This is a genomic window from Lentzea aerocolonigenes, assembly GCF_000974445.1.
GTDB classification, from domain to species: Bacteria; Actinomycetota; Actinomycetes; order Mycobacteriales; family Pseudonocardiaceae; genus Lentzea; species Lentzea aerocolonigenes.
Window position 1 is genome coordinate 130,931 of sequence record NZ_BBOJ01000024.1, and the last position, 24,382, is coordinate 155,312.

The following is a 24,382-nucleotide window of genomic DNA, read 5'->3' on the forward strand; positions in this document are numbered from 1 at the left end:
CGCGGGGGCCCCGCGTACCGTCCAAGGTTACGCGGGAGCCCCGCGTAACTTTCGGGATGCGGAAAAGCTGAGAGCGAGCGCAAGGTCACGTTGGGCCGCCCGCGTCTGCCGAGCCGTGTGAAGATGCACGGGTGACAGAGATTCGTGACCTCACCGTCGGCGTCCTGGGCGGCACCGGAGCCCAGGGCAAGGGCCTCGCCATCCGCTGGGCCAAGGCGGGCCTCAAGGTGATCATCGGCTCCCGCAGCGCCGAGCGGGCGGAGCTGGCGGCCAAGGAGATCGTCGACGTCGCCGGCGGCGACGTGCGAGGTGCGGACAACACCGACTGCGCGGCCGACTCCGACATCGTGCTGGTCGCCGTTCCGTGGGACGGTCACGGCGACCTGCTGGCGTCGTTGCGCGACCAGCTCGCCGGGAAGATCGTCATCGACTGCGTGAACCCGCTCGGCTTCGACAAGCAGGGCCCGTTCGCGCTGCCGGTGACCGAGGGCAGCGCCGCCCAGCAGGCCGAGCTGCTGCTGCCGGAGTCGCGCGTCACCGCCGCGTTCCACCACGTGTCCGCCGTGCTGCTCGCCGACCTGTCGGTGTCCGAAGTGGACATGGACGTCCTCGTGCTGGGCGACGACCGCGAGGCCACCGACACCGTCCGCGAACTGGCCGAGCTGGTCCCCGGCTTCCGCGGCGTCTACGGCGGCCGGCTGCGCAACGCCCACCAGGTCGAGGCGTTCACCGCGAACCTCATCGCGGTCAACCGCCGCTACAAGACCCACGCCGGCCTGAAGATCACGGGAGTCTGATGCTGCCCGTCGACGACCTCGGTGAGCCGGTCGCGCTCGACCAGCCGCACCGCGTGGTCAGCCTGGTGCCGTCCATCACCGAGGCCGTCGCGGTCAGCGTTCCCTCGTCGCTGGCCGGAGCCACCGACTTCTGCACGCACCCGTCCTCTTTGGACGTTCCGCGGATCGGTGGCTCGAAGTACCCGGACGTCGACAAGGTCCTGTCTCTCAACCCGGATCTCGTGATCGCGAACTCCGAGGAGAACCGCGCCGAGGACGTGGACCGGTTGCGCGCCAACGGGATCCAGGTCTGGGTGACCGAGGCGCCCGCCACCGTCCCGATGGCGCTGAAGTCGTTGCGGCGCCTCTTCGGCACGGCGTGGGACCTCGAACCGGACTGGCTGGTGCGCGCCGAGGACCTGTGGCGCTCGGCAGCACCGGTCCGCCTGACCGCGGTGGTCCCGGTGTGGCGCCGCCCGTGGGTGGTCGTCGGCAGGGACACCTTCGCCACCGATGTGTTGCGGCGCCTGGGAATCGAGAACGTCTACGGCTCCCACGAGGAGCGCTACCCGCGCCCGTCGTTGCAGGAGCTCAACGACCGGCGGCCGGACCTGGTGATCCTGCCCGACGAGCCGTACGAGTTCACCCACTCCGACGGCCCGGAGAGCTTCCCGGGACTGCCGTACGTGCTGGTCAACGGCAGACACCTGACCTGGTACGGCCCGTCCTTGGTGGAGGCGCGGGAAAGCCTCGGACGCGCTCTGGACTACACCCAGGGTTGACAACCACAGGTGGATTCGCGAGGCGTTGAGCGCTGCCAAGATCCACGCCCATGGGGAAACTAGCCGTCATCATCGCGACCGCCGCCGCCGCAACCGCGCTCACCGCCATCCCGGCCCAGGCCGAACCGCTGGTCGTCTACCAGCTCGCGGGCACCAACCGCTGCCTCGCCGACACCGGCAGCAACGTCGTTCTGACGACCTGCAACGAAAGCGCCACCAACCAGCAGTGGATCGTCCCGGTCAGTGCCGACGACGTGTCGCACAACGTGGCCACCCGCAAGTGCCTGGCCGCCACGCCCGCGGGCGACGTGCTGACCCAGGTCTGCGGCACCGGCGCCTCCCAGCGCTGGCGCCGCACCCCGGTCACCGACAGGAACTTCCAGTTCCGCCACGTCACCACCAGCAAGTGCCTGACCGCACAGGTCACCACCGCGGCCTGCACCACCACGACGGCGAAGTGGAACCGCCTCCGTTAGTCGCGGAACCGATCCGTCGCTTCAAGCAGTGCGGCGAGGATGCCGGGCTCGTCGTAGGCGTGCCCGGCATCCGGCACCAGCACCAGTTCCGAACCGGGCCACGCCTTGTGCAGGTCCCACGCCGACACCGCGGGCGTCGCGACGTCGTACCGCCCCTGCACGATCACGCCCGGGCTGTCCTTCAACCGCACGGCGTCCCGGATCAGCTGCCCCTCCTCGAACCACCCGTTGTTCACGAAGTAGTGGTTCTCGATCCGCGCGAACGCCAGCGCGTACGAAGGTTCGGCGAACTCCGCCACCAGCTCCGGCCGCGGCAGCAGCGTCACCGTCGCGCCCTCCCACGTGCTCCACGCGACCGCCGCCGGTCCGTGCACTTCCGGATCCGGTGAAGCGAGCAGCTTCGCGTACAGCTCGACGGGGTCGCCGTCGAGACCGGCGATCGGCGCCGTGAACTTCTCCCACAGGTCTGGGAAGAGGTTCGCCGCCCCGCCGCGGTAGTACCAGTCCACTTCGGACGAACGCAGCGTGAAGATCCCGCGCAGCACCAGTTCGGAGACGCGATCCACGTGCTTCTCGGCGTACGCCAGTGCCAGCGTCGAGCCCCACGACCCGCCGAACACCTGCCAGCGCGAGATGCCGAGCGACTCCCGCAACAGCTCCATGTCGGCGACGAGGTGCCACGTCGTGTTCAGCGACAGGTCACCCGAGGCGGACGCGTGCGGCAGCGATCGGCCGCAGCCGCGTTGGTCGAAGAGGACGATCCGGTAGGCGGACGGGTCGAACAGGCGGCGGTGCGACGGCGAGCAGCCGCCGCCGGGACCGCCGTGCAGGAAGACGACCGGCTTGCCGTCGGGGTTTCCGCACTCCTCCCAGTACACGAGGTTGCCGTCGCCGGTGTCCAGGTGGCCTGACGCGTGAGGCTCGATCTCCGGGTACATGGGCCTATCGTCGAACACATGGCGCAGTTCACGAAGGAGACGTCGACCACCGGGGCGTTCGTCCGGCAGGCCAACCGCTTCACCGCGCGGCCGGAGCCCGAACCCGGCCGCTACCGGCTCGTCGTCAGCCTCGCCTGTCCTTGGGCGCACCGCGCGGTCATCGTCCGCGAGCTGCTGAACCTCGAGGACGACATCTCGCTCGCGGTCGTCGACCCGATCCGCGACGAACGCGGCTGGCGTTTTCCCCGGACCGATCCGGTCCTGGGCATCGACTTCCTCAGCGAGGCGTACCGGAACGCCGATCCGCACTACGACGGCCGCGTCACGGTGCCGGCGTTGGTCGACACCACCACCGGCGAGGTCGTCACGAACGACTACCCGCAGATCACCCTGGACTTCAGCCTGCGGTGGCGCCCGGAGAGCACCCTCTACCCGGAGCACCTGCGCGACGAGATCGACGCCTGGATCGAGCCGATCTTCCACAACGTCAACAACGGCGTCTACAAGGCCGGTTTCGCCACGTCACAAGAGGCTTACGAGGACGCGTACACCAGCTTGTTCGCCGAGCTCGACCGCATCGAGGAGCACCTGGGCACGAACACGTTCCTGGTCGGCGGCCAGCTCACCGAGGCCGACATCAGGCTCTGGACCACGCTCGTCCGGTTCGACGCGGTCTACCACGGCCACTTCAAGTGCAACCGGAACAAGCTCACGGAGATGCCGAACCTGTGGGCGTACGCGAAGCGCCTCTACGGGAATTTCGGCGACACGGTCGACTGGGACCACATCAAGCGCCACTACTACGTGACGCACCACCAGATCAACCCGACCGGCATCGTGCCGGCGGGCCCAGACCCGAAGGCCTGGACCCGCTAACCCAGCTTTGCCGCACGCGGGGCCCTTTCGTGCGCTCAGAGTGAACGAAAGCTCCCCGCGTGCATTCCGCCTAGTGGAAAGTGTGCTCGGGACCGGGGAACTGGTGCCCGCGCACCTCGTTGGCGAACTCGGCGGCCGCGCCCAGCATGATGTTGCCGATGTCGGCGTAGCGCTTCACGAACCGAGGTGCCTTGCCGCGGTTGAGGCCCATCATGTCCTGCCACACGAGCACCTGGGCGTCGGTGTCCGGGCCGGCGCCGATGCCGACGGTCGGGATGACCAGGTCGTGCGTGATCTGCTTCGCGACCTCGGCGGTCACCATCTCCAGCACGACCGCGAACGCGCCCGCCTCCTGCACCGCCAGCGCGTCCCGGACCACGGTGTCGTGGTTCTCGTGACGACCCTGCACGCGGTACCCGCCGAGCTGGTGTTCGGACTGCGGGGTGAAGCCGATGTGCGCCATGACCGGGATGCCCGCGGCCGTGATCGCGCGGATGTGCGGCGCGAAGTAGGCGCCACCCTCCAGCTTGACCGCGTGCGCCTGGCCTTCCTTCATGAACCGCACCGCGGTCGCCACGGCCTGCTCGACCGACACCTGGTAGGAGCCGAACGGCAGGTCAGCGACCACGAGAGAGCGCTTGACCGAACGCGTCACCGCGCGTACGAGCGGCACGAGCTCATCCACCGTGACGGGCAGCGAGGTGTCGTTGCCGTAGACGGTGTTCGAGGCGGAGTCGCCGACCAGCAGCACGGGGATACCGGCCTCGTCGAAGATCGAGGCGGTGAACGTGTCGTAGGAGGTGAGCATGGGCCACGGCTCGCCGCGTTCCTTCATCTCACGCAGGTGGTGAACGCGAACCCTCTTGGCCGGGGGCTTCTGGCCCGCTCCGGAGCCGTAGGGCGCGGAAACTTCGGCAGTGGTCATCGTCGACCGTTCCTTTCCTCGAGGCCCACGGTGTGGGTCCCCGGGCGCTTGGTGCACGGTTGCCGAACACCAGAGTGACACCGTCAGCCGGAAACGGGACGCAGATGCGGTTACCGTCACACGCGTGGCAGCACGAATCACTGAACTGGTACTGGACTGCACCGATCCCGAACGTCTTGCCACCTTCTGGGGAGAAGTTCTGGGCTACGAGGTGCTCGACCGCGACGAGGAATCGGTGGAGATCGGACCGCCGGACAAGCGCACGACGTTGCTGTTCCTCCGCAACCCCGACCGCAAGCTGCAGAAACTCCGCCTCCACATCGACGTGAGGGCCACCGACCGCGAGCAGAAGGACGAGCTGGAACGCCTTCTCGCGCTCGGCGCCACGCACGCCGACGTCGGGCAGGGCGACGACGTGAGCTGGTACACCCTCCACGACCCGGAGGGCAACGAGTTCTGCCTGCTCAGCGGTCGGGCAGACCCCTGAGCACCTCCCGGACGGCCATGACCACGGCGTCCGGCCGGTCCATCTGAATCATGTGCCGACTGCCGGGCACCGGTACGTTGCGCCCCCACGGCACGAGGGCGGCCAACGACCGGTGTTCCGGCCACACCCGGCGTCCCGCGGTGAGCACGAGCCACGGCACTTTCGGCAGCTCACGACGTTTGCGCAGGCGTTCCAGCGTCGCGACCTGGCCGGGGTAGGACGCGAGCTCCCACACCACGGCCCGGCCGACGCCCGGCCGCCGGTAGACCATCTCGACGAGGTCCGTGGGCGCCGGATCGGTCACGCCCAGCGTCGAGGCCGCGGTCAGCAGGTTGCGGAACGAGTGCCCGAACCGCCGCGTGAGCCGCGCACCGAGCCACCGGCTGCCGAACGCCCGCATGGCCTGCGCGATCACCGCCGACATGTCGAACGGGGCTCCCGCGCCCGGCGTCTCCGTGTCCGGATCGAGCAGCACGACCCCGCTCACGCGGTGCGGGCGCAGCCGGGCGTAGGCCTCGACGTGCATCGACGCCATCGAGTGCCCGACCAGGACCGCCTTCGGGATGCCGCGCATCACCGCGTCCAGCACGGCCACCTCGCGCGCCAGCGACGGACCGCGCCGCGCCGGACCGCTCATCCCCAGGCCAGGCCGGTCGAACACGATCACCCGAGCGTGTGGTTCCAGCAGCCGCACCGTGCGGTCCCAGTCGAACCAGGCCCCGCCCAGACCCGAGCTGAGCACCACGACCGGGAGACCGACACGCCCGGAGGAGGCGACGTGCACCCGTCCGGCCGAGGAAGGAATCATGGCGGTCATCGGCAGACCTCGGGAGTGGATGTGGCACCGGCGTGGAAGTGGAAGACCGCGGGCACGATCGCGACGATCGTGCAGCTGGCCGGGGTGCTCTCGCTGCTCAGACTGATCCTGCCGGAGGACAGCTGGTTCACCGACGTCGCGGACGGCATCGGGTACTTCTTCGGCCTGCCGATCGACGGCAACCTCTTCATCGCCCTGGTGTTCTTCGTGCTCGGCGCCGCCCTGCGCAGGCACAAGCGAGCCGCGTTCTGGGCGCTGCTGCTGTTCCAGGTCACTGGCCTGCTGATGGTCGGCTTCACCATGGTCATCCTGGCCCTCGCACCTGAAGAAGTCCTGGATCCGGGCGAACAGCCGCACTGGGTGTTCCTCGGTGTCGGGGTCGCGACCTCGGTGCTGTTCGTGGCGCTGCTGTGGGTGGTGAGGGAGGCGTTCCCCGCCCGGCTCGCGCGCGGTGCGTGGCGGCGGGCGCTCGCGTCGTTCGTGCTGGGCATGGTCGCGCTCGTGCTCCTCGGCTGGGGCCTCGCCGAGATCTTCCCAGGCAGGCTGGTCGAGCAGACCGACAAGCTCGCGTGGGCGGCGAACCAGGCCACGGGTGAGGTCGTCCGGCTGGGTCGCCTCGACATCCCCGAGGGCCCGCAGTGGCTGAGCATCGTGCTGGGCCTGGGCGGCACGCTCGTCGCGATCCACGCGATGTACCTGTTCTTCCGCGGGGTCCGCACCCAGAACATGATCACGCCGGACCAGGAGCTCGACCTGCGCCGGCTGCTCGCGGCCGACGGCGAGCCCGACTCGCTGGGCTACTTCGCGACCCGCCGGGACAAGAGCGTCGTGTTCGCGGCTTCCGGCCGTGCGGCGCTGACCTACCGGGTGATCGGCGGCGTCACGCTGGCGTCGGCGGACCCGATCGGTGACGAGGAGGCCTGGCCGGAGGCCGTGCTGGCGTGGCTGTCCGAGGCCCGCACCTACGGCTGGACGGCGGGCGTGCTCGGCGCGTCCGAACGCGGTGCGCAGGTCTACTCCGACGCCGGGCTGAAGGCGCTGGAGATCGGTGACGAGGCGATCCTGGACGTCCGCGAGTTCAACCTCGCCGGTCCGGAACGGCGCGGGCTGCGCCAGGCCGTGTCCCGCGTCGAACGCGCCGGGTACACCACGCGGGTCCGCCGGCACAGCGAGATCGCGCCGGACGAGATGGCGTCCATTTTGGACCGTGCGGAGGCGTGGCGCGGGGCCGAGACCGAGCGCGGGTTCTCGATGGCCCTGGGACGCCTGGGAGATCCGAGCGACGGCCGGTGCGTGATGGTCGAGGCCTACGACGCGTCCGGTGCTCTGCGCGGACTGCTGTCGTTCGTGCCGTGGGGCCGCCGGGGCGTGTCGCTGGACCTGATGCGACGGGACCGCGCGGCGGAGAACGGCCTCAACGAGTACATGGTCGCCCAGCTCGCGGCCGCCGCCGGGCACCTCGGCGTGCACCGGATCTCGCTGAACTTCGCGATGTTCCGCGCGGTGTTCGAGGAGGGCGAGAAGATCGGCGCCGGCCCGGTGCTGCGGGCGTGGCGGCGGGTGCTGTCGCTCGCGTCGCGGTTCTTCCAGCTGGAGTCGCTGTACCGGTCGAACGCCAAGTACCTGCCGGAGTGGGAGCCGAGGTTTCTCTGCTACCAGCGCTCCCGGTCGTTGCCCCAGGTCAGCATCGCCGCGGGCATCGCGGAGGGGTTCGTGCCGTCGCTGCGGTCGTTGCGCAGGCGAGCCCTGCAGAAGACCGACGTGAGCGCCGAGTTCGCCGCGCGGGTCGCCGAGATCGACGCGATCAAGATCGAACCGAAGACCGTCAGGCGCCCGGAGCAGGTCCGGGTGCGGATCGCGAAGGTCGAACGGCTGGTGGCCGCGGGCGTCGACCCGTACCCCGTCGGCTTCGACCGCTCGGATCTCCTCGCCGGTGCGCGGGAACGCTTCGGCGAGGACGTCTCGGTCACCGGACGCGTGGTGGCGCTGCGGGAGATGGGCAAGCTGTGCTTCGCGCGGCTGCGGGACTTCAGCGGCGAGATCCAGCTGATGCTGACCGTCGACTCGCTCGGCGACGCGCTGGCGTCCTGGAAGTCCGATGTGGACCTGGGCGACCACGTGGGCGTGACCGGTCAGGTGATCAAGTCCGACCACGGCGAGATCTCCGTGCTCGTCGAGAAGTGGACGATGACCGCGAAGTGCCTGCACCCGTTGCCGGACAAGCGGAAGGGCTTCACCGACCCGGAGGCGCGCGTCCGCCAGCGCTACCTCGACCTGGTGGTGAACCAGGACTCGGCGTCGTTGCTGAAGCTGCGCAGCGACGTCATCCGCAGCGTGCGCGAGTTCCTGCACTCGCGGGAGTACCTCGAAGTCGAGACGCCGATGCTGCAGGCGGTGCACGGCGGCGCGAACGCCAGGCCGTTCGTGACCCACATCAACGCCTACGACATGCGGATGTACCTGCGGATCGCGCCGGAGCTGTACCTGAAGCGGCTGTGCGTCGCGGGCGTGGACCGGGTGTTCGAGCTCAACCGCAACTTCCGCAACGAGGGCGCGGACGCCACGCACAACCCCGAGTTCACGATGCTGGAGGCCTACCAGTCCTACGCGGACTACCGCGTCATGCTCGACCTGGTGCGCACGTTGATCCAGCACGCGGCGCGCGAAGCGTTCGGCGCGGAGGTGGCGCAGCGCCCGGACGGCACGTTCGACCTGTCGGGCGAGTGGCCGGTGGTGCCGGTCTACACGGCGGTCTCCTCGGCGCTGGACGCCGTGATCACACCTTCGACGTCGGTTTCGGAACTGCGGTCGCTGCTGGCAGCGCGGGGCGTCGAGATCAACGAGGACTGGGACCACGGCCAGCTCGTGCAGGAGGCGTACGACTCGTTCGTCGAGGCCTCGACCGTCGGGCCGACGTTCTACATCGACTTCCCGACCTCGGTGTCACCGCTGACCCGCCAGCACCGCGTCGACCCGCGCCTGGCCGAGCGGTGGGACCTGGTGGCGTTCGGCGCGGAGATCGGCACCGCGTACTCGGAGCTCACCGACCCGCTGGAGCAGCGGCGACGGCTGGAGGCGCAGTCGTTGAAGGCCGCGTCCGGTGACGTCGAGGCGATGGAGCTGGACGAGGACTTCCTGCGGGCGCTGGAGCACGGCATGCCCCCGACGGGCGGGCTCGGGATGGGCGTGGACCGGTTGCTGATGATGCTGACCGGCACGTCGATCCGGCAGACCGTGCTCTTCCCGTTCGTCCGGCCTCAGTGATCCAGGTACGCGAGGACGGCTTGGACCCTGCGGTCTCCTGAGCCGTCCTCGCTGTTGAGGCCGAGCTTCAGGAAGACGTTGCCGATGTGCTTGTGCACGGCTCCCGCACTGAGGACGAGCCGTTCGCCGATGGCGGCGTTCGACAGTCCTTCCGCCATCAGGCCGAGGACTTCCCGTTCGCGCGGAGACAACACACTCAGCGCGTCGTCGGCCTTGCGCCGTACGAGCAGTTGCGACACGACCTCGGGGTCGAGCGCCGTGCCGCCGTTCGCGACCCTGTGCAGCGAGTCGAGGAAGTCCGCGACCTTGCCGACGCGTTCCTTGAGCAGGTAACCGACGCCCCCGTTCGTGCCGGCGAGCAGTTCGTGCGCGTAGCTCTGCTCGACCCACGCACTGAGCACCAGCACGGCGAGCTTCGGGTGCCGCCGGCGTGCTTCGACCGCGGCTTTCAGGCCCTCGTTGGTGAACGTCGGCGGCATCCGCACGTCGACCACGGCGATGTCGGGTTGGTGCTCGGCGACGGCGTCCAGGAAGTCGTCCGGATTGTCGGTCGCCGCGGCGACTTCGATGCCTTCGTTGCGCAACAACAACGTCAGCCCCTCGCGGAGCAACGCGTCGTCTTCGGCGATCACGATGCGCATGGTCACTTCCCCATCGGTAGCACAACGGTGAGCACGGTAGGCCCGCCCTCGGGACTGCTCACGTCCGCGGTGCCGTCCAACGCCGCGACCCTGCCTCTGATGCCGTCCAAACCCGTTCCCCGCTTCTCGTCCGCGCCACCCTTGCCGTCGTCGTGGACGACGACCACCAGCTGTTCTTTGTCGATGTTGAGGCTCACCCAGGCGTGGTTGGCGCCGCTGTGCTTGGCGACGTTCGTCAGTGCTTCGGCCACGGCGAAGTAGGCGGCGGCTTCCACTGCGGCCGGGAGCCGGCCGAGGTGGTCGGCCTGCAGCACGCAGGGCACCGGACATCGCGCCGCGAGCGCCTGGACCGCCCCGTCCAGGCCCAGGTCCTCCAGCACCGGCGGGTGAATGCTCCGCACGACGTTGCGCAACTCTTCCAGCGCGTCGCCTGCTGCGTCTTGGGCTCGGAGGAGTGCTTGCAGGGCGTTGTCCGGGTTTTGTTTCAGGGTTCGTTCGGCGATGCCGAGCATCATCACCACGCCCACCAGCTTGTTCTGGGTGCCGTCGTGGAGGTTGCGTTCGATGCGCCTCAGTTCGGCGCCGTGGGCCTGGAGGGCGGCGGCACGGGTCGCGACGACCTCGGCCAGCCGCTTTTCCAGGGAGGCCCTCGGGGGTGACAGCAGCGTTTTCGCCCACCTGGCGTCCAAGTCCGCGAGCTTGGGGAGCTGGGTGAGGATCAGAGCCAGCACGATCCCGATGGGGATGCTCAGGAGCGCCTTCGGCCAGGAGTCGATGTGGACGCCGAACGAGTTGTCGAACCCGCCGGGGATCGCCCACCAGATCAGGGGGACGAACGGCTGTTGGATCAGCGCCCCCGGAACTCCGACGGCGATCGCCCCGAACAGCGTTCCGACCACGGCGTGGCTGATCAGCCACAACCCTTCTCTGCGGCTGCCAGGATCCGCCAGCACGCCCTGGGCGCGGTGCAGCCACGGGCCGTCGAGCGGCGGCGGTGACGGCAGCTCGGCGCGGGTGTAGCGGGCGATGCGCCGCCGGTCGAAGTCGACGATCCGGCGGATGATCGGGGCGGTGACGGGCAGCAACGGGAGGACGACCACGGACAGCAGCAGTACGCCTATGGCGAGCCACGAGGCGATGGCCGTCAGCAGGCCGGTCGCCAGGTAGACCACCGCCGCCCAGATCCGTTTCATGTGGGCAAACGTATCCGGCTGACCTGGGACGGCGCGGTGGAGCAGGCTCTACTTCAGCCCTCGCGCCAGCCGTTCGTGATCGGCAGCCGCCGGTCCCGTCCGAACGCCTTGTTCGAGATCTTCGTGCCCGGCGGGTACTGGCGGCGCTTGTACTCGGCCTTGTCGACCATCCGCAGGACGCGATCCACCAACTCCGGCGCGAAACCCGCTGCCAGGAGATCGTCGTACCCGCGGTCGCCGTCCACGTACTGGGTCAGCAGGGCGTCCAGCAGCTCGTAGTCCGGCAGTGAGTCGGTGTCCACCTGGCCAGGACGCAGCTCGGCCGACGGGGGCTTGGTGATCGAGTTCTCCGGGATCGGCGGGACCTCGCCGCGCTTCTCCGCCTCGTCGTTGCGCCAGCGGGCCAGGGACCAGACCAGGGTCTTGAAGACGTCCTTGATCGGGGCGAAGCCGCCCACCGCGTCGCCGTAGATGGTCGAGTAGCCGACTGCCAGCTCGGACTTGTTGCCGGTCGCGAGGACCAGGTGGCCGTTCTGGTTGGACAGGGCCATCAGGAGCATGCCGCGGCAACGGGCCTGGATGTTCTCCTCGGCCAAGCCCGTCAGCTTGAGCTGGTCCACGTAGACGGAGACCATGTCGCCGATCGGCTCGGTGGTGAAGTGCAAGCCGGTGCGGGTGGCCATGTCGGAGGCGTCCGACTTGGAGTGTTCCGAGGAGTACGACGACGGCATTGAGACGCAGTACACGGAGTCGGCGCCAAGAGCGTCTACGGCCAGTGCTGCTACTACGGCCGAGTCGATGCCGCCGGACAGACCGAGCACAACGGACCGGAAGCCGTTCTTGTGCACGTAGTCGCGTAGGCCGGTGACCAGTGCGTGCCAGACCTCTGCCTCGTCGGACAGCGGCTCGAACACTCGCGGTGCGGGGAGTGGCTCGTAAGGAGCGATCGCGTCCGACACGAAGACTCGGCGCACGTAGAAGTCGCCGATCTGGCCCTGTTCGTACTCGCCGCCGCCGGGAAGGTCGAAGTCGACGAGCATGAGGTGCTCCACGAACTGCGGAGCGCGGCCGATCAGCTGGCCGTCGGCCGCCACGACGATCGAGTCGCCGTCGAAGACCAGCTCGTCCTGGCCGCCGATGAGGTTGCAGTAGGCGAGCGGGGCGCCTGCCTCCGCCGCCCGGCGGACCACCAGGGGGAGGCGGAGGTCGTCCTTGTTGCGTTCGTACGGGGAGGCGTTCGGGGAGACGACCAGGTCCACGCCCGCGTCGCCCAGGGCGGTGATCGGGCCGCCGTCCTGCCAGAGGTCCTCGCAGATCACCATGCCGACCTCGACGCCGTTGATCCGCACGATGTCCAGAGAGGAGCCCGGCTTGAAGTAACGCCGCTCGTCGAACACGCCGTAGTTCGGGAGGTGGTGCTTGCTCTGCCGCGCCACGACACGCCCGCCGTGCAGGACGGCGGCGGCGTTGCGCGGGCCTGCCGAGTCGTGTTCCAGGTAGCCGACGACCGCTGCCACCTCGCCCAGGCCGGCGGAGTCCAAAGTGCTCGCCAGGGTGTCGAGTGCTTCGGCGGAGGCGCGGGCGAAGGACGTGCGGATCGCCAGGTCCTCGACCGGGTAGCCGGTCAGCACCATCTCGGGGAACACGACCAGGTGGGCGCCTCCCTCGCGAGCCTTGCGCGTCCACTCCACGACCAACGACGCGTTGCCGTCCAGGTCGCCCACAGTGGCGTTGACCTGGGCGAGCGCGATCCGAAGCTGCGGCATGCCCTCATCATCTCCCATACCATCGGGCTGTGGTCCGTCTCTTGAGCGTGTTGCTCGTCATTCCGCTGCTCGCGTCCTGCACGTCGATCATCGAAGGGGCGGCCAAGCCAGGCGTCTCCTTCGAGAAACCCGGTCCTGCGGGGACTGTCCCCGCCGGGCTGGAGAAGTACTACGGCCAGCAGCTCGCCTGGCAGGAGTGCTCGTCGTTCGTCACCACCGGGTCCAGCCGGCAGGCGTACGGGAGCAAGAAGGACGTCGACTGCACCCGCCTCGAGGTCCCGCTCGACTACTCCAAGCCGGACGGCGACACGATCACCATCGGCGTGCTCAGGTACCGGGCGACCGGGCAGAAGATCGGGTCGCTGCTGATCAATCCCGGTGGTCCCGGCGCGTCCGGCATGGCGGCGGCGGCGGGCATGGTGTCGGACTACCGCAAGACCGAGCTCGGGAAACGCTTCGACCTGATCGGGTTCGACCCGCGGGGCATCGGCGCGAGCGATCCGGCGGTCAAGTGCCTCACCGGACCGGAGCGCGATGCCGAGCGTTTGGACCTCGACGTTGATACGAGCGCGCAGGGAATCGCCCAAACGGAGCAAGAGAACAAGGCGTATGCCGAGAAGTGTGCCTCCGGGACAAAATTCGGGGCGGCAATGCTCGCCAACTTGGGCACGCGGGACGTAGTTAAGGACATGGATGTCCTCCGCTCTGCGCTCGGCGACGCGAAGCTGAGCTACGTCGGCTACTCGTACGGCACGCGCATAGGCACCGAGTACGCCGAGACCTTCCCCCAGAACGTGCGTGCACTCGTCCTCGACGGAGCCGTCGACCCGACCCAGGACCAGCTCGCGTCGCTGGTCGGGCAGGCAGCCGGCTTCCAGAAGGCGTTCAACGAGTTCGTGAAGTGGTGCCGGGACAAGGGCGACTGCCCTCTCGGCGACGACGCCAACGCGACCTTCCGGCAGCTCACGACACCGTTGATCCAGAAGCCGGTCAACGTCGGCGACCGCAAGCTCTCCTACAACGACGCGATCACCGCCACGATCCAGGCGTTGTACTCGGAGCAGCTGTGGCCGTTGCTGCTGAACGGCCTCAACGAGCTGAAGAACGGCAAGGGCCGTGTGCTGATGACGCTGGCCGACGCGTACTTCGACCGTGACGACCAGGGCAACTACTCCACCATCACGGACGCGTTCAGCGCCGTGCACTGCGTGGACGACCCACGGCTGACGGACAAGAACGCGCTGTTGGAGACCGCGAAGAAGTACAAGGAGGCGGCGCCGTTCCTCGACGACGGCAACCCGCCGGGTGCGGCGCTCGACTCGTGCGCGTTCTGGCCGGCCCCGGTGTCCGGCCGCACCGAACCGCCCAAGGCCGACGGCATCCCGCCGCTGCTGGTCATCTCCACGACCGGTGACCCCGCCACGCCCTACGAGTCCGGCGTGAACCTGGCCAAAGCGCTCAACTCGCGGCTGCTCACGTTCGAGGGCGTCCAGCACACGGTCTTCCTGCAGGGCCAGAAGTGCGTGGACGACGCCGGCGTGAAGTACCTGATCGACCAGACCTTGCCCGCCGACGGAACCCGGTGCGCCTAATGACGAAGAGGCGATCCCGAGTCATTGCGGCCTTGTTCGCCTTGATCGTTGTGCTCAGCACGTCCACGTCCTACGCGCGCATAGACGGTTCACCGATCGCCGCGCGCAAGGGCTTATCGCGCTTCTACGAGCAGGTGTTGTCGTGGGGCGCGTGTCAGCCCTATGCGACCGACACGAAGAGCAAGAGCCTGTTCGAGCGCGAGGGCATCCAGTGCGCGCGCCTGCAGGTTCCGCTCGACTACGAGAAGCCGGACGCGGGCACGATCACCGTCGCACTGCTGCGCCGGACTGCCTCCGAACAGGGGCGGCGAGTCGGTTCCCTGGTGGTGAACCCCGGCGGTCCCGGTGGTTCGGGCATGGCGCACGTCGCGAACATGCAGCCGAACAACCCGGTCAGCAAGCGGTTCGACGTGGTGGGCTTCGACCCGCGCGGCGTCGGGGCGAGCCAGCCCCGCGTGCAGTGCCTGACCGACGCCGAACGCGACGCGCAACGGCTTCGTCCCAAGGGCGAGACCGCGAACGCCGTGGAGACCGAGAACAGGTACTTCGTCGACAAGTGCACCGAACGCAGCGGCATCGACCTGCTGCGCAACGTCGGCACACGGGACGTGGTCCGTGACATGGACGTGCTGCGCGGGGCGTTGAGGGAGCAGAAGCTGAGCTACCTCGGCTACTCCTACGGCACGCGCATCGGCACGTTGTACGCCGAGATGTACCCGCGCAACGTGCGCGCGATGGTGCTCGACGGCGCGGTGGAGGTCAACGGCGACAAGGTGGCGGCGTCGGCGCGTCAGGCACAGGGCTTCGAGGAGGCGTTCCAGCGGTTCGCGGGCTGGTGCGCTCAGCGCGACTGTCCGATCGGGAAGGACACGAGCACCGCCGAGTCCAAGTTCCGGCAGATGATCGATCCGTTGAAGAAGACGCCGATGCAGGTCGGCGACCGCAAGCTGTCCCACTCGGACGCGAACACCGCCATCATCCAGGCGATGTACTCGGACCGGCTGTGGGAGACCGCGCTGAAGGGCCTGCAGGAGCTGAAGCAGAACAAGGGCAACACCCTGCTGCAGCTCGCGGACCAGTACCTCGGCCGCGCCCAGGACGGCACCTACAGCCGCATCCAGGACGCGTTCGTGGCCATCCGCTGCGTCGACGAACCACCGATCAAGGACCGCGCCACCCTGGAGTCCAACCGTCGGAGGCTGTTGGAACTCCTGGGCAACGACACGATCCCCACCGACGAGACCGCGCTCGGGCCGTGCGCGTTCTGGCCGGCCCCGCACACGTCGGAACCGCATCCGCCGAACGTGAACGGGCTGCCGCAGGTGCTGGTCGTCTCGACGACCGGCGACCCGGCGACGCCCTACCAGTCCGGTGTGGACCTCGCGGCCGCACTGGGCGCGCGTTTGCTGACGTACAACGGAAACCAGCACACGGCGTTCCTCGCGGGCATCGGCTGCGTGGACGGCGTGGGCACGAACTACCTGGTGGACTTGAGACTGCCCGAAACAGACTCGGTCTGCTGACGCTTCGAGGGGAGGAGGACCGATCCCAGCGCGCCTACAGCGCAGATCACCGCCGTGATCAGGAAGATCTCGTGGTACTCGGTGAGCAGCGCTTCGGTGAGCCCGCGCTGGTACTCGGCCATCTGCCGCTCGAACTCGGCTTTCTCGACCCCGAACGGCAGCGGGGTGTTCAGGCCTGCCGTGAGCTCGCGGAACCGGTGAAGTCCCCACGCGGACAACGCCGCCACACCGACGAGCATGCCCGTCATGCGCGCGACGACGACGAACGCCGACGCCACGCCGTGTCGCACCGACGGCACGACACGCAGCACAGCACCGGACAACGGCGCGATGACCAGACCGAGGCCGAAACCGGCGATGGCGAGGTCACGCGTCAAAGCGAACCCGGACACGTCCGCGGGCCACTGCGCGATGAACACGTACGCCACCGAAGCGATCGCGAGCCCGCCGAAGGACACCCAGCGGTCGCCCAGGCGTGAAGCGAGGAACCCGCCGAGGACGGCGCCGATCGGCAACGCGACCAGGAACCGCGTGAGCAGCGTCGCCGCCGCCGCGGAGTCCTTGCGCAACACGGTCTGCGCGAACAACTCCACGTCGACCAGCGTCACCAGCAACGCCGCACCGGCCGCGAGCGACACCCCGAGCACCGCCCAGAACGGCCGCCACTGCACGCCTTCGGGATCGATGAGCCGTACAGCAGCACGGCGTTCCCACAAGAAGAAGGCGCCCAACACGACGATGGCCGCCGCGAGCACGGGCCAGCCCCACGACGGCAGCACCGACTCGGCGGGCTTCGGGTTGTAGAGCGCCACCACCAGCAGCGACAACGCGAGAGCGAGCAACACCCCGCCGACGACGTCGATGCGGACCTCGCGCCGTGTGTTCGGCACGGTCCGTTGCACGATCACCATCGCGATGACCGCCAACGGCACGTTCACCCAGAACACCCACCGCCAGCTCTGCGGCTCCCACGCCTCGAACAACGGCAACGCGTTGAAGAGCGACGCAACGCCGATGCCGTACAACGTGCCGAGGACAGACCCCAACTCTTGAGCCGCGCCCACCGCCCCGAGGGCAGTCGACCGCCGGTGCTCCTCCCACAGGTCTGCGACCAGCGCCATCGTCACCGGCAGCAGCGCACCACCAGCGAGTCCCTGCACCACCCGGCCGGTGACCAGCAACGGGACGTCGCCGGCCACCGCCGTGATCATCGAGCCCACGAGGAACCCGAGCAGCGACACCTGCAGCACGAACCGCCGCCCCAGCCGGTCCGACAGCTGCCCGAGCAACGGCATGCCGGCCACGTACCCGAGCAGGTACCCGGTGACGATCGGCGTGGCCTGCTCGAGCTCGTTCACCGCGATGCCGAGATCACGCACCATGTCGGTGAGCACACCGACGACGACGTAGGCGTCGAGCGCCCCGAGCAGCACGGCCGCGCCGGACGCGGCGAGAGCGACTTTGCGCATTACGCAGGTGCCGTGACGGTGACGGGCTTGTCGAAGTCGGTCAGTCCGATGTCGATCTTCTGACCACCGGGCAGCTCGAACAACGCGCTCTTCAGCTTGTTGTCGCTGCCGAGCGAGAACGTCGACTTCACGTCCGCGGAGATGCCCGGCACCAGCCCGGCCGCCACGTCCTTCGGCACCGTCGCCTCGACCACCGACACGTCACCGGACGACTTGGTCTTGGCGTCCTTCGCCGACGCGAGCACCTTCGCCGCGCCCTTGTCCGGGTTCAGGATCGCGGACGGGTCGTAGACCTGCCCCGCGAACGCCGCCGGCAGCTTCGTGAACCCGCCGGTCGGGCCCTTGAAGTGCAGGTTTCCGCCGGTCAGCACGTACTCGATGGACAGCAGCTGCCCGGCGAACGTGACCTTCGCGGTCCCCTTCGAGTCACCCGCGGAGGTGAGATCGCCGTCCGCCTCCTTCACCGGGACGTCCGGGAGCTCGCCGTCCACCTTGATGGTGAAGTGGACGGTCTTGACCGAGCGCATCTGCTCGGCCGACTTCGAGAGCAACGTCGCACCATCGGGGAGATCTCCACCGGACGTGCAGCTCGTGAGCAGGGCGAGTGCGCAAACCAACAACCAACGGGCGGACATGCGTTGATCGTAGAGAGTCCCGAGCCCTTAAGCTGCGCCCTATGGACCGCCAGCAGGAGTTCGTGCTCCGCACGCTCGAGGAACGCGACATCCGGTTCGTCCGGCTCTGGTTCACGGACGTCCTGGGCTTCTTGAAGTCCGTGGCGGTCGCACCCGCCGAGCTCGAGGGCGCCTTCAGCGAGGGCATCGGGTTCGACGGCTCCGCGATCGAGGGCTTCGCCCGTGTCTACGAGTCGGACATGGTCGCGAAGCCGGACCCCTCGACGTTCCAGGTGCTGCCCTGGCAGACGCCCGAGGGCAGCAACTACTCCGCGCGCATGTACTGCGACATCACCATGCCGGACGGCTCCCCGTCGTGGGCCGACCCGCGCCACGTCCTGCGCAGGACGCTGTCGAAGGCCAGCGAGGCCGGCTTCACCTGCTACGTCCATCCCGAGATCGAGTTCTTCCTGCTCAAAGGCCTGCCCGGCGACGGGAGCGAGCCCGAGCCCGCGGACAACGGCGGGTTCTTCGACCAGACCTCGCACGAGACCGCCACGCACTTCCGCCGCCACGCCATCGAGGCGCTGGAGGCGATGGGCATCTCCGTCGAGTTCAGCCACCACGAAGGCGCGCCCGGCCAGCAGGAGATCGACCTGCGCTACGCCGACGCGCTCACGATGGCGGACAACGTCATGACGTTCCGCTACGTCGTGAAGGAGGTCGCGATCACGCAGGGCGTGCGCGCCTCGTTCATGCCGAAGCCGTTCTCGGACCAGCCGGGCTCGGGCATGCACACGCACTTCTCGTTGTTCGAGGGCGACCGCAACGCGTTCCACGACGAGGAAGACCCGTACCAGCTCAGCGACATCGGCAAGATGTTCGTCGCGGGTGTGCTGAAGCACGCACGCGAGATCTCCGGAGTCACGAACCAATGGGTCAACTCCTACAAGAGGCTGATCGTCGGCGGTGAGGCCCCCACGGCCGTGTGCTGGGGTCACGCGAACCGCTCGGCATTGGTCCGTGTGCCGATGTACTCGCCCGGCAAGGCGTCGTCGCGCCGCGTCGAGATCCGGTCGCTGGACTCCGCGTGCAACCCGTACCTCGCCTACTCGGTGATCCTGGCCGCCGGGCTCAAGGGCATCGAGAAGGGCTACGAGCTGCCGCCACCCGCCGAGGACGACGTGTGGTCGTTGACGGACCGGGAGAGGCGCGCGGCGGGCTACGCGAACCTGCCCCAGAACCTCGGTGAGGCGCTCACCGAGATGGAGAACTCGGAGCTGCTCCCCGAAGCGCTCGGCGAACACGTCTACGACTTCTTCCTGCGCAACAAGAGGACGGAGTGGGACGCGTACCGTCGCAGCGTCACCCCGTACGAGTTGCGCACTCTTCTTCCCGTGCTGTGAGGCCGATACGTTGCTCTCCGTGACAGAGGTACCCGAGTTCCAGCCGACGATCTGCGCGTGCACGGTCGCCACGGCGGCGGAACTGCCCGCGGTCAAGGTCCTGTCCAGCTCGTTCCTCGCGGAACACCCCGAGGGCCGGTTCGTCGCGCTGATCGTCGATGCGCAGCCGGAGCACACGGGACCAGGGCTGATCACGCCTCTCGACATCGGTGTCGCCGAGATCGAGCTGCACGTGCTCGCGACGTCGCTGGACGCCGCCGGGCTGAAGGCCGCGATGGTGCCGCGGCTGCTGGAGGCGCTGCTGTCGCAGGGCATGCCCGTGCTCTACCTCGACCCGTGGGTCCAGGTGTTCGGGTCGCTCACGAAGCTCGTGCTGGAGGCGTTGCGCAACGCGCCCGTCGTGCTGCTGCCGCGCACGTTGCGCCCGTTGCCGTCCGACGGCCTGCAGCCCGGTCCCGCCGAACTGCACGAGCTGGGCGCGTTCGACCCCGGTTTCATCGCGGTCGGTGAAGGCGCCGAGCCTTATCTCGGGTCGCTGGACATGCCGGCGATCGTGCCGCATCACGTCGTGCGTGACGCACGCGTCGGGTTGTCGGTGTGGAACGTGTCGGACCGACCGTTGCACCGGACCGAGTCGGGGGCGCTGGCCGTCGTCGGCCAGGACCTGCTGACCGTGCACTTCCGCGGCTTCGACCCGCGACGGCCGTGGCTGCTGTCCGCCGACTTCGCGGAACGCCCCCGCGTGCTGCTGTCCGAACACCCTGAGGTCGCGGAGCTCTGCACCGCGTACCGCGCTGAGCTGGTGCGATCCGGCTGGACCGTCGCGCCGGTGCCGTACCGGTTCGACTCCCTGGTCGACGGCACGCTGATCCCGTCCGAGCTGCGCGCCGACTACCGGGCTTCGGAACTGACGCCTCCTCCGGCCTTCGGTGAAGACGGTGGTGGTGGGTTCCTCATCTGGGCGTGCGAGCCCACCGAGCACGGTGGCACGCGTTGGGCTGACGCGGTGTGGCGTGCCGATGCGTCGCTGCAGCAGCAGTTCCCCGCGCCGTTCGGTGCGGACGCCGACGCCTGGCGCGAGTGGTGTGCCGGCGTTGGTGTGGCGTCCGGACGTTTGCCGGTTCCCGCCGTGCCGCAGCCTCGGGGCGAAGGACCCGCGCTGCTCGACCAGCTCGGTGTGTCCGTCGTCGGGTCTGGGCCACTGTCGGAGCTGATGCTCGCCGCAGCGCGCGCGTCCGGCCTTCCGGTGTCGACGTCCGCCAGCTATCCCGTTGTTGTGCGCGCTTCTTCTGCGGATGAGGTGCCTTCTGGCCGTTTCATCGTTGAGGTCGCGCTGGACGCCACGGCTGCGGACGACCGCACGGATGTGAACGAGCTTTGGCTGTCGTCCGAAGTCTCGCGCGCTGCCGCTGAACGCATCGGCGGGCCCATCGTGCGTGTGGTGCCCGTGCCGGTGCACGACGTTGGTGTCCGTGAGCACGAGTCAGGCGAAGTGGTGGTGTTCGCGGCGATCGCGGACCACTCTCTCGACCGTCCCGGCAACGTGCTGGGCGCGGTGTCGGCGTTCCTGAGCGCGTTCCCCGATCGTGCGGACGTCGAGCTGCGGATCGCGGTGTCCGGTGCGTTCGAGCACCCGGAGGCCGCCGAGCGGTTGCGTCTGGCCACGGCCTCCGACCAGCGGATCTCGCTCGTCGAGGACGACGACGTCTGCCTGACCGCCGATGTCGTGGTGTCGCTGCACCGCGGTGGGGCGGACGACCGGATCGCGTTGCGTCTGGCCGAGCTGGCCGTCCGCGGAGTCCCCGTCCTCGCGTCCGGCCATGGTGCCGTTGCGGAGCTCTTCGGCAAGACGGCGGTTCTCGTGCCGTGTCAGGGCGTCGAGCCCGATGTGCAGGCGGCGGCGCAGTTGCTGCGTTCATTGGCCGATGACCTGCCCACGGCCGTTGCGCTGGGTGCCGCCGCACGAGAGCACGTGCTGTCGGTGCGGGCAGTCCCACGCGTGGCCGAAGTTCTTCGCGAACGCGTCGAGCACGCGTACCGAGGATGGCGGGCGCGCCGGCCGAAGCCGAAGCCCGAGGTCGACCCGATGCTCGCGCTGCAGTCGGCGAAGCACGCGTTACTGCGCCAGCCCAACGTCGACGGACCTCATCGGACGCCGATGGCACCTGCGCTGCGCAAGGTCGTCTTGCGCGCGTTGGACCACTACGACAACCACATGCGCCAGGTGCTGCACACCCTGATCGACGGGGTCGAGCGCACGGTGTCCGAGCTGGTCAACCGGCAGGACGCGCTGAGGGCCGGCGTCGGCGCGGGCGAACTGGAACTGCTGCGCGCCGAGGTCGAGCAGGTCGCGGAACGGCAGTCGCACTTCGGCGACCAGCTGATCGGTGTCGACGACGGGGTCGTCCGCGTGCGCGCGGACATGGCCGGTCAGGGCCGACGGCTGCGGGACATCGAGGACGCTGTAGTCGCCGAGGCCGCCAAGCGCGCGAAGTCGACCGACGTGCTGGCGGAGCGGATCGACAAGCTCACCGTGGCGCTGGACCGGACGCTCGACCGGATCGACACCCTGGAGTCCAAGGTCGTCGAGGTGTTCCGCGAGCGCGACTCCCGGTTGGACGCCGCCATCCGTGCGGCTACCCACGCACAACAGACCGCGGACGCTCTTCGGCGCGTGGTGGTCCGTCAGCACGAGGTCTCCGACGACGCGCCCGACGTGCGTTCGTCGTTGGTGTTGTGCGACGCGGGCATGATGCGGTTGCCCTCCGACGACGCGTTCATGCTTCCGCTGTTGTCGTCCAACGGCGTGTGGGAGCCGGATCTCGCGGAGCTGCTCGACTCGCTGGTCGAGCCGGACGGGATCTTCCTCGATGTCGGCGCGTACGTCGGATACCACTCCATCAGGGTGTTGTCGCGGCTCGGGCTGATGGGCGCGGTTGTCGCCGTTGAGCCCGATGCGTCGGCTGCGGCGTTGTTGAGGCACAACGTCTCGGCGAACCTGCCTGCTGCTGTGGCCGGCCGTCTGACCGTGATCGAGGGTGCGGCGTGGGAGAGCGCGGGCGAACTGGCCGTCTCCCCGACGTTGACCGGTGGTGTGTCGGTGTCGCCGCTGGCCGCGGACGCCGGTGAGGACGTTGCTCGGGTGCGGTCGGTGCGCCTGGACAAGGAGCTCGAAGAGATCGCTCTGGTGCAGGGCATGAAGCTTTCGGTCGTGCGGGTCGACACGCCTGGACGTGGCCATCGCGCTCTCGCGGGTCTCGTCCGGCTGTTGCGTCGCGACCGGCCGCACGTGTTCCTGGAGTTCTCCGCGACCTCGACCGCGGAGTTCGGTGACGATCCGGTGACGGTGCTGAAGGAGTTCGGCGTCTGGGGCTACGACCTGGTGCCGGTGGCCACCCGTCAGGCGGCCTCGCCGGACCAGATCGTCAAGGCGATGGAGGGTCTTCGTTCCATCACCCTGTGGCTCCGGCCGCGTCCGGTCGGCGCCAAGCCGGCTGCTCCGACGCCGTCCGTGCCGATCAAGCAGCCCGCTGACCAGGCGATTTGACTTTGATCCTCCCCGTGAGTAACTTTCTCCAAGTCGCAAGCGAGACCCCGGAACGAGCGGTTGACACCGCGGATCGGGCCGGGTAAAGTATCGCGGCGTCAAACCCCCAGAAGTGAATGAACGGCCTACCGTGCTGTCCGGGATCGGAAAACGACCCCGATTTGACACCGGAAAAGCCACTCAGATAACTTCTGAACCAAGCTAAAACTGAATGCGAAGCGAGTTTGCGCCGAGCCTGAATCGCCGGAAACGCCGATTTGACAGAGCGAAAACGAACGAGCTAAGCTTCAAACACAAGCCCCGAGAGAAACTCTCCGGAAACGGAGAATGGAACCGGTGAGCGCGTGTTCTTTGAGAACTCAACAGCGTGCCGAAACACAGCCAGTAATATGAATACTCCTCGTCAGGAGTATTCCTTTGAGTAGATAGACCAGATTGCCAGACATATTCCGTCTGGAGCGATCACAACGATCCTTATTGGAGAGTTTGATCCTGGCTCAGGACGAACGCTGGCGGCGTGCTTAACACATGCAAGTCGAGCGGTAAGGCCCTTCGGGGTACACGAGCGGCGAACGGGTGAGTAACACGTGGGTAACCTGCCCTGTACTCTGGGATAAGCCTTGGAAACGAGGTCTAATACCGGATACGACCCTTGAAGGCATCTTTGAGGGTGGAAAGTTCCGGCGGTATGGGATGGACCCGCGGCCTATCAGCTTGTTGGTGGGGTAATGGCCTACCAAGGCGACGACGGGTAGCCGGCCTGAGAGGGTGACCGGCCACACTGGGACTGAGACACGGCCCAGACTCCTACGGGAGGCAGCAGTGGGGAATATTGCACAATGGGCGAAAGCCTGATGCAGCGACGCCGCGTGAGGGATGACGGCCTTCGGGTTGTAAACCTCTTTCAGCAGGGACGAAGCGCAAGTGACGGTACCTGCAGAAGAAGCACCGGCTAACTACGTGCCAGCAGCCGCGGTAATACGTAGGGTGCGAGCGTTGTCCGGAATTATTGGGCGTAAAGAGCTCGTAGGCGGTTTGTCGCGTCGGCCGTGAAAACTTGGGGCTTAACCCCGAGCCTGCGGTCGATACGGGCAGACTTGAGTTCGGCAGGGGAGACTGGAATTCCTGGTGTAGCGGTGAAATGCGCAGATATCAGGAGGAACACCGGTGGCGAAGGCGGGTCTCTGGGCCGATACTGACGCTGAGGAGCGAAAGCGTGGGGAGCGAACAGGATTAGATACCCTGGTAGTCCACGCCGTAAACGGTGGGTGCTAGGTGTGGGGGACTTCC

Annotated in this window: 18 protein-coding genes and 1 rRNA gene; 11 read left to right on the forward strand and 8 right to left on the reverse strand. The window is 68.2% G+C overall.

Going from position 1 to position 24,382, the window contains the following annotated elements:
* The first annotated feature begins 131 nt into the window (after positions 1–131).
* From npdG to AOM45_RS39290, 3 genes are read left to right on the forward strand one after another with little or no spacing between them, the layout of a single operon-like run.
* Complete coding sequence (gene npdG / locus AOM45_RS39280; protein ID WP_030472633.1) at positions 132–797, forward strand: NADPH-dependent F420 reductase; 666 nt, start codon at positions 132–134, stop codon at positions 795–797.
* On the forward strand, positions 797–1,558 hold the full coding sequence (locus AOM45_RS39285) for a helical backbone metal receptor (protein ID WP_030472632.1): 762 nt from the start codon (positions 797–799) through the stop codon (positions 1,556–1,558). Before npdG ends, AOM45_RS39285 begins: the two co-directional genes overlap by 1 nt.
* A gap of 50 nt (positions 1,559–1,608) precedes the next feature.
* Positions 1,609–2,034: an RICIN domain-containing protein gene (locus AOM45_RS39290; protein ID WP_030472631.1), complete on the forward strand. Its 426-nt coding sequence runs from the start codon at positions 1,609–1,611 to the stop codon at positions 2,032–2,034.
* On the opposite strand, the gene pip is transcribed toward AOM45_RS39290, so the two are convergent.
* Positions 2,031–2,972: a prolyl aminopeptidase gene (pip, locus tag AOM45_RS39295; protein ID WP_030472630.1), complete on the reverse strand. Its 942-nt coding sequence runs from the start codon at positions 2,970–2,972 to the stop codon at positions 2,031–2,033. The genes AOM45_RS39290 and pip overlap by 4 nt on opposite strands.
* Before the next feature lie 18 nt (positions 2,973–2,990).
* Between pip and AOM45_RS39300 the strand changes: the two genes are divergently transcribed.
* The gene (locus AOM45_RS39300; RefSeq protein ID WP_030472629.1) at positions 2,991–3,848 is read left to right on the forward strand and encodes a glutathione S-transferase family protein; all 858 of its coding nucleotides are present in this window, start codon (positions 2,991–2,993) and stop codon (positions 3,846–3,848) included.
* 70 nt (positions 3,849–3,918) lie between these two features.
* Here AOM45_RS39300 and panB read toward each other — a convergent pair whose 3' ends face one another.
* A complete protein-coding gene (gene panB, locus AOM45_RS39305) occupies positions 3,919–4,773 on the reverse strand; it encodes a 3-methyl-2-oxobutanoate hydroxymethyltransferase (protein ID WP_030472628.1) in 855 nt (284 codons plus the stop codon).
* 124 nt (positions 4,774–4,897) lie between these two features.
* Between panB and AOM45_RS39310 the strand changes: the two genes are divergently transcribed.
* Complete coding sequence (locus AOM45_RS39310; RefSeq protein ID WP_030472627.1) at positions 4,898–5,260, forward strand: VOC family protein; 363 nt, start codon at positions 4,898–4,900, stop codon at positions 5,258–5,260.
* Here the strand turns inward: AOM45_RS39310 and AOM45_RS39315 are convergent.
* On the reverse strand, positions 5,238–6,077 hold the full coding sequence (locus tag AOM45_RS39315; protein ID WP_030472626.1) for an alpha/beta fold hydrolase: 840 nt from the start codon (positions 6,075–6,077) through the stop codon (positions 5,238–5,240). The two genes, AOM45_RS39310 and AOM45_RS39315, sit on opposite strands and share 23 nt — an antisense overlap.
* Before the next feature lie 21 nt (positions 6,078–6,098).
* Here AOM45_RS39315 and lysX point away from each other — a divergent pair, with 21 nt between their 5' ends.
* Positions 6,099–9,341 carry a bifunctional lysylphosphatidylglycerol synthetase/lysine--tRNA ligase LysX gene (lysX, locus tag AOM45_RS39320; protein WP_236703993.1) on the forward strand — a complete coding sequence of 1,081 codons (3,243 nt, stop codon included), beginning with the start codon at positions 6,099–6,101 and terminating at the stop codon, positions 9,339–9,341.
* On the opposite strand, the gene AOM45_RS39325 is transcribed toward lysX, so the two are convergent.
* From AOM45_RS39325 to AOM45_RS39335, 3 genes are read right to left on the reverse strand one after another with little or no spacing between them, the layout of a single operon-like run.
* Positions 9,335–9,982 (reverse strand): response regulator, encoded by a 648-nt coding sequence (locus tag AOM45_RS39325; protein ID WP_030472624.1) that lies wholly within the window; start codon positions 9,980–9,982, stop codon positions 9,335–9,337. The two genes, lysX and AOM45_RS39325, sit on opposite strands and share 7 nt — an antisense overlap.
* 2 nt (positions 9,983–9,984) lie before the next feature.
* Positions 9,985–11,175, reverse strand: coding sequence for a sensor histidine kinase (locus AOM45_RS39330; RefSeq protein ID WP_030472623.1), 1,191 nt, complete (start codon positions 11,173–11,175; stop codon positions 9,985–9,987).
* Positions 11,176–11,228: 53 nt separating this feature from the next.
* Complete coding sequence (locus AOM45_RS39335; RefSeq protein ID WP_030472622.1) at positions 11,229–12,941, reverse strand: NAD+ synthase; 1,713 nt, start codon at positions 12,939–12,941, stop codon at positions 11,229–11,231.
* 29 nt (positions 12,942–12,970) lie between these two features.
* On the opposite strand from AOM45_RS39335, the gene AOM45_RS39340 reads away from it, so the two are divergent.
* The gene (locus AOM45_RS39340; RefSeq protein WP_030472621.1) at positions 12,971–14,533 is read left to right on the forward strand and encodes an alpha/beta hydrolase; all 1,563 of its coding nucleotides are present in this window, start codon (positions 12,971–12,973) and stop codon (positions 14,531–14,533) included.
* A 50-nt stretch (positions 14,534–14,583) separates the two neighbouring features.
* The gene (locus AOM45_RS39345) at positions 14,584–16,056 is read left to right on the forward strand and encodes an alpha/beta fold hydrolase (protein ID WP_236703997.1); all 1,473 of its coding nucleotides are present in this window, start codon (positions 14,584–14,586) and stop codon (positions 16,054–16,056) included.
* Here the strand turns inward: AOM45_RS39345 and AOM45_RS39350 are convergent.
* Positions 16,011–17,525: an MFS transporter gene (locus AOM45_RS39350; RefSeq protein ID WP_030472619.1), complete on the reverse strand. Its 1,515-nt coding sequence runs from the start codon at positions 17,523–17,525 to the stop codon at positions 16,011–16,013. The two genes, AOM45_RS39345 and AOM45_RS39350, sit on opposite strands and share 46 nt — an antisense overlap.
* Complete coding sequence (locus AOM45_RS39355; protein ID WP_030472618.1) at positions 17,525–18,160, reverse strand: LppX_LprAFG lipoprotein; 636 nt, start codon at positions 18,158–18,160, stop codon at positions 17,525–17,527. Before AOM45_RS39355 ends, AOM45_RS39350 begins: the two co-directional genes overlap by 1 nt.
* Before the next feature lie 41 nt (positions 18,161–18,201).
* Here AOM45_RS39355 and glnA point away from each other — a divergent pair, with 41 nt between their 5' ends.
* The 3 genes from glnA to AOM45_RS39370 form a co-directional block, all read left to right on the forward strand.
* Positions 18,202–19,545, forward strand: a complete 1,344-nt coding sequence (glnA, locus tag AOM45_RS39360; RefSeq protein WP_030472617.1) for a type I glutamate--ammonia ligase — start codon at positions 18,202–18,204, stop codon at positions 19,543–19,545.
* A 19-nt stretch (positions 19,546–19,564) separates the two neighbouring features.
* Positions 19,565–23,092, forward strand: a complete 3,528-nt coding sequence (locus AOM45_RS39365; RefSeq protein WP_051784573.1) for an FkbM family methyltransferase — start codon at positions 19,565–19,567, stop codon at positions 23,090–23,092.
* A 474-nt stretch (positions 23,093–23,566) separates the two neighbouring features.
* A 16S ribosomal RNA gene (locus tag AOM45_RS39370) occupies positions 23,567–24,382 on the forward strand; the annotation flags it as partial.

Bases quoted from the DNA above. Each gene is read 5' to 3' on its own strand.
- AOM45_RS39325 (WP_030472624.1), bottom strand. From the start codon at position 9,982: ATGCGCATCGTGATCGCCGAAGACGACGCGTTGCTCCGCGAGGGGCTG.
- AOM45_RS39330 (WP_030472623.1), bottom strand. From the start codon at position 11,175: ATGAAACGGATCTGGGCGGCGGTGGTCTACCTGGCGACCGGCCTGCTG.
- AOM45_RS39285 (WP_030472632.1), top strand. From the start codon at position 797: ATGCTGCCCGTCGACGACCTCGGTGAGCCGGTCGCGCTCGACCAGCCG.
- AOM45_RS39300 (WP_030472629.1), top strand. From the start codon at position 2,991: ATGGCGCAGTTCACGAAGGAGACGTCGACCACCGGGGCGTTCGTCCGG.
- AOM45_RS39350 (WP_030472619.1), bottom strand. From the start codon at position 17,525: ATGCGCAAAGTCGCTCTCGCCGCGTCCGGCGCGGCCGTGCTGCTCGGG.
- pip (WP_030472630.1), bottom strand. From the start codon at position 2,972: ATGTACCCGGAGATCGAGCCTCACGCGTCAGGCCACCTGGACACCGGC.
- AOM45_RS39335 (WP_030472622.1), bottom strand. From the start codon at position 12,941: ATGCCGCAGCTTCGGATCGCGCTCGCCCAGGTCAACGCCACTGTGGGC.
- glnA (WP_030472617.1), top strand. From the start codon at position 18,202: ATGGACCGCCAGCAGGAGTTCGTGCTCCGCACGCTCGAGGAACGCGAC.
- AOM45_RS39355 (WP_030472618.1), bottom strand. From the start codon at position 18,160: ATGTCCGCCCGTTGGTTGTTGGTTTGCGCACTCGCCCTGCTCACGAGC.
- AOM45_RS39290 (WP_030472631.1), top strand. From the start codon at position 1,609: ATGGGGAAACTAGCCGTCATCATCGCGACCGCCGCCGCCGCAACCGCG.
- AOM45_RS39315 (WP_030472626.1), bottom strand. From the start codon at position 6,077: ATGACCGCCATGATTCCTTCCTCGGCCGGACGGGTGCACGTCGCCTCC.
- panB (WP_030472628.1), bottom strand. From the start codon at position 4,773: ATGACCACTGCCGAAGTTTCCGCGCCCTACGGCTCCGGAGCGGGCCAG.